The following is a 4530-nucleotide window of genomic DNA, read 5'->3' as shown; positions in this document are numbered from 1 at the left end:
TGGCAAGAGAATTAAGCACGATCCTCTAATGACTCCCGATCAATTGAAACCAGTAGTATCTGTGAAGCAGAGAAACCGCAATGATTTGGGTGATCAGAGAGTTATTAAGGGTCCGTGTCGTATAGTTTATCTAAATGTTGCCAGAAGACCCGCGCTCTCCCGTAGAGGAGCGGAGGGATGGGAATGCCAACCCATGCTATAATAATACTACTTAATATTAGTAACAGGCTAAAACATTGAAAGCCAGATACAAGTATCGCATATATCCAAATCATATTCAAATAATCAAATTAAATCAACTATTTGGTTGTTGCAGATACGTTTGGAATAGCGCATTAGCACACTGTAACCAACTGTATACTAATGGTCACAAGAGACCTGGCTATGTGGACTTAACCAAACAATTTATAACTCAAGCTAAAAAAGAATTATTTTGGTTAAAGGAAGTTGCATCTACTCCATTACAACAATCTCTCAAAGACTTAGACAAAGCTTACAAAAACTTCTTTGATAGTTGCGCTGGAAAACGTAAAGGAATTAAGGTTAAACCACCAAAATTCAAGTCCAGAAAGTCTAGGCAAGCTGCAAGATTTGTAGGTGAAAATTACAAAATTGGTCAAGATAAAATTTATCTACCAAAGGTAGGCAAAGTTAAAATAGTTTGGTCAAGATCATTAGCAAGTCAACCTAGCTCAGTTACTATAATTAAAGATAGTTCGGGTCGTTATTTTGCTAGTTTTGTAGTGGAAACTTGTTCAAAAAATTTGCCTAAAATCGACAATTCAATAGGTATAGATTTAGGAATTTCTACTTTTGCAACATTGAGTAATGGCGAGAAAATACTAGCCCCTAAACCATTAAAACAAAACCTTAAGAAATTAGCTAAATTTCAAAGAAAGTTGGCTCGTACTGAACCAGGGAGCAAACGTCGTGAAAGACGTAGATTAAGAGTAGCCAAACTTCATACTAAAGTCAAAGATATTCGTACAGATTTTCTACACAAGCTATCAACTGATTTAGCCATAAATTACGACACTATCGTATTAGAAGACTTAAATGTTTCCGGTATGGTTAAAAACCGCAAATTAGCTAAAGCAATTAGTGATTTAGGATGGAGAAAATTTAGGGCTTTAACTGAGGCTAAGTGCGAGAAATATGGTAGAGAATTTAGAGTAATTGATAGGTGGGAACCTACGAGCCAGAAATGTAGCTGCTGTGGGTTTCGTGGAGGTAAAAAGGAATTAAATGTGAGAGAATGGACTTGTCTCAATTGTGGCACGTTTCACGACAGAGATATCAATGCTGCAGTGAATATTTTAGAAGTTGTTCAACCAAAAACCAAGGTTGAAACAATTGAAACAATAGTAGAAAATACTGTACAGCTATCACTTTTTCAAGAAGTCGCCGAGGGTCAACCGGAGACAATTAAACGGACATGGAGCCAACGTAATTCTACCCGTAAAAAGGTAGTTGATGGCAATGATGTGTCAACCCGCCCTGAGTTTTTCAAGCAGCTTAGTCTGTTTGATTGATGGATGGGAATCCCGCGCTGTCTCGCAGAGCAGCGTCGGGAGGATGTCAAAAATATGTCTGAGATTAATAAGATGAAACGTTTCTAATCTACCGGAAAAAGTAGTATGGAATTCAAAAGGCGTTGCTGCATTTGCTCATCGTTCAATTTTGTAATTTTATTTTTTTTGGATAAGGCGATTTTTAGAGGATGCTTGGTGATTTTTAGGTCATGCTGGGCGATCGCTCAAAAATTATTCATAAATTATCCCAATATTGACCGTATTTTTAGTCTGGGAATTTCTCGTCCTAATTCTTGAGCAGTTTCTATCCATTCTTGCATAATTATTTCTACATTTTGCACTGCTGACTGATAAGTTTCTCCATCAGCTATACAACCTGGTAATTCTGGAACTTCTGCTATAAATGCTCTTGTTTCTTGACTCCAATAGAGAATTATTTCGTAGTGTAGCATTGGCTTAATTTTCTAGATGATATTTGATAATAATTGCACGAATTTGTTTGACTTGATATGCTTTTGCTTGTGAGTCTTAACAAATTATGGCAATATTGATATATAATTTGGTAATCATAAAGGTTGTAGGGATATTCGGTGGAACGTGCCTGGGAAAAATAATTATTTTGATTCTTTTTTATTGGTAAATTAATTAGGAAAAAAGTTATGGCATCTGATTTGAACGATTTAATTATAAATCAAAGGAATTTAAAAAAATTGACAGACATAACATACAATATTGATAGTTATTCTGTCTCAAAAGAGATTATTAGGCCATCTTTAGTTCGAGGTGCAAAAGCAAGAGAAAACTTGTATCAAGCAAAATGCAAGGAAATACAGTATAGTTGTGGTTTAAAATTTATGTTTTTTGTAGGTATGTTGATTGTTTCCTTATTATCCTTGGAAGCAGAAACAGACTTGTCTTGGGAAGAAAAAACATTACAGTTCACAATATTTTTCATAATATTTTTCATAATATTTTTTCTGCTTCGTGAAAAGCCTATTGTTACTCATGACAACTATATTATCTCACCTAATAATGATGGATTCCTTTATTACATAGGCTCTTTCTTTATTAGCGGATCTGCAAAAAAAAAGTTAAAACAATGGGTTAATTCTTTGCAACCAACTCCATTAGGAACATTGATAGATGAAGTCTACAATTACAACAAAGTTGTCGAGCGGTTTATCAAGAATGTTAAGGTTATAGACCAACTAAAGGCAGTTGGTAATCCGGTAGAAGTTAAGGATAGAGATAAAGTAATTAAAGCATTTAGAAACATTAAATCAGATTTAGAGAGGGCAATAAAAACAGAAAAAATACTAAGAGAAAACCCCGATTTTAAGCCAGAGGAATTTTCCATAGACTTGACATTTTTAAGAGCTGTAAGGTTTGAAGAAAAAGCTCAAACTTATGCCGAATTTGTCAACGATGCAATAGACATTGGTCTGAGAGTGCAGGAGGAAATGAAAAATTTGCATAATTGGAGTTAGAGATATTCTATTTAATACCCTAATATTTTTCCAATTTCCTCTAATACTTCACCTAAAAAAGGAGCATCTGACTCAACAACATTTTCCTCACTACCATCATGTTTATGATGAGGAAAAGTCGCAAGATTTAATTTTCGGTGGTGTTCTGTATTGTCATAGCGAAAAATTAAATTATTCTCTGAACTCATATATTGATAACTATACATTTTCCTATAAACCAATACTTCTACATGAACAAATTCTCGAAAATGTAGCAATGAATTATTTTTAAAACTTATTTTGCCTCTAATAAAACCTTCATACATTCCTCGCTTATCGGTTTCAATGTTCAATGACTTGACTATTAATGAGGATTGAAATAATAGCTTAATCTCTTGAAAATAATCTTCAATCAACAAAATGAACGTCCTCTATAGATTCTTTTGTTTGTAGTAAATGTACCAACATTTGAGATTCTCCAATCCATTCATCAAAGTCAAAACTATGGGATAATTTATCATTATTAAAACTGGCGATAAACTCCTCTGTCGATAACTGATACTTAGTTTCAAATTCTTTTAAGCGCTCTTCTGTCTTTTTAATACCTACTTTGACACTCTTTAATCTTTCCGACAAAGCACTTTGAATAATTCGTCTGAGGGAATCTGGATCTTTTGACCTTAGTTTTAGTTCAGCCATTATCTTTTTTGATACTTTATAATATATAGATTTTCAAATTGTAGCATATTCACAAAATAGGGCGGGCAAATAAATATTCACCCACCCTAAAAACTCTCTTACCAATAGATAATTAATAACCAGAGATAGTTTTCATTATCCATTAATTATTAATTATTCATTATTCATTATTCATTATCAATCTATTCCTTCTATCCGATCCTCCACTTGCTGATACAACTCCCTCAACTTATCCAAATTACTCTCACTGGTCTCCCAATAACCGCGACCGTTCACTTCTAACAATGTAGTCACCATTTTCCGGAACGAATGAGGATTCAAATTCAATAACCGCTGCTGCATCTGCTCATCTTTAATAAAGGTCTCATTCACATCCTCATAAACCCAATTATCAACGGCACCAGCAGTGGCACTCCATCCCATAGTATTCACGAGACGCTTAGACAATTCCCGCACGCCTTCATAACCATGAGACAACATTCCCTCATACCATTTCGGATTCAACATTTTTGTCCGAGCATCCAAACGTACCGTCTCTGACAAAGACCGCACCTGAGCATTGGCAGTTGTTGTATCCGCAATATAAGAAGATGGTTTTTTCCCATCATCCCGGAGAGTCGCTACAATTTTAGTGGGGTCAGAATCAAAATAATGACTCACATCTGTCAAACTAATTTCTGACGAATCTAAATTCTGGAATGTCGCGTCGGCAGTTTTCAATGCTGACTCAAACACTTTCCGGTTATCTTCCATCATTCCAGGGTTATCAGAATTAAACGCAAACGACTTGCGCTTCAAATACATTTCCTGTAATTCTGACTCATCTTCCCAGG

At 34.9% G+C, this 4530-nt stretch carries 6 protein-coding genes and 1 pseudogene; 3 read left to right on the top strand and 4 right to left on the bottom strand.

Annotated elements, in window-relative coordinates:
- Positions 1-202, top strand: a pseudogene (locus AC3DU7_RS26195) (hypothetical protein); the annotation flags it as partial.
- A gap of 34 nt (positions 203-236) precedes the next feature.
- Positions 237-1532 (top strand): RNA-guided endonuclease InsQ/TnpB family protein, encoded by a 1296-nt coding sequence (locus tag AC3DU7_RS26190; RefSeq protein WP_488042212.1) that lies wholly within the window; start codon positions 237-239, stop codon positions 1530-1532.
- 242 nt (positions 1533-1774) lie between these two features.
- Here the strand turns inward: AC3DU7_RS26190 and AC3DU7_RS26185 are convergent, their stop codons facing one another.
- Entirely contained in the window at positions 1775-1984 is a 210-nt protein-coding gene (locus AC3DU7_RS26185) for a type II toxin-antitoxin system HicB family antitoxin (RefSeq protein WP_488042211.1), read from the bottom strand.
- Between the two features lie 207 nt (positions 1985-2191).
- Here AC3DU7_RS26185 and AC3DU7_RS26180 point away from each other — a divergent pair, with 207 nt between their 5' ends.
- Positions 2192-3019, top strand: coding sequence for a hypothetical protein (locus AC3DU7_RS26180; protein ID WP_488042210.1), 828 nt, complete (start codon positions 2192-2194; stop codon positions 3017-3019).
- An 11-nt stretch (positions 3020-3030) separates the two neighbouring features.
- On the opposite strand, the gene AC3DU7_RS26175 is transcribed toward AC3DU7_RS26180, so the two are convergent.
- The 3 genes from AC3DU7_RS26175 to AC3DU7_RS26165 form a co-directional block, all read right to left on the bottom strand.
- Positions 3031-3414 carry a toxin-antitoxin system TumE family protein gene (locus AC3DU7_RS26175; protein ID WP_488042213.1) on the bottom strand — a complete coding sequence of 128 codons (384 nt, stop codon included), beginning with the start codon at positions 3412-3414 and terminating at the stop codon, positions 3031-3033.
- Positions 3407-3697: a hypothetical protein gene (locus tag AC3DU7_RS26170; RefSeq protein ID WP_488042209.1), complete on the bottom strand. Its 291-nt coding sequence runs from the start codon at positions 3695-3697 to the stop codon at positions 3407-3409. The genes AC3DU7_RS26175 and AC3DU7_RS26170 overlap by 8 nt, the downstream gene beginning before the upstream one ends.
- A gap of 177 nt (positions 3698-3874) precedes the next feature.
- The coding region (locus AC3DU7_RS26165; RefSeq protein WP_488042208.1) for a cobaltochelatase subunit CobN at positions 3875-4530 on the bottom strand (656 nt) is incomplete at its 5' end.

Source organism: Okeania sp., from assembly GCF_983059655.1.
The sequence above is the reverse complement of the archived record's forward strand: the minus strand, read 5'-3'. Positions and strand labels throughout refer to the sequence as shown.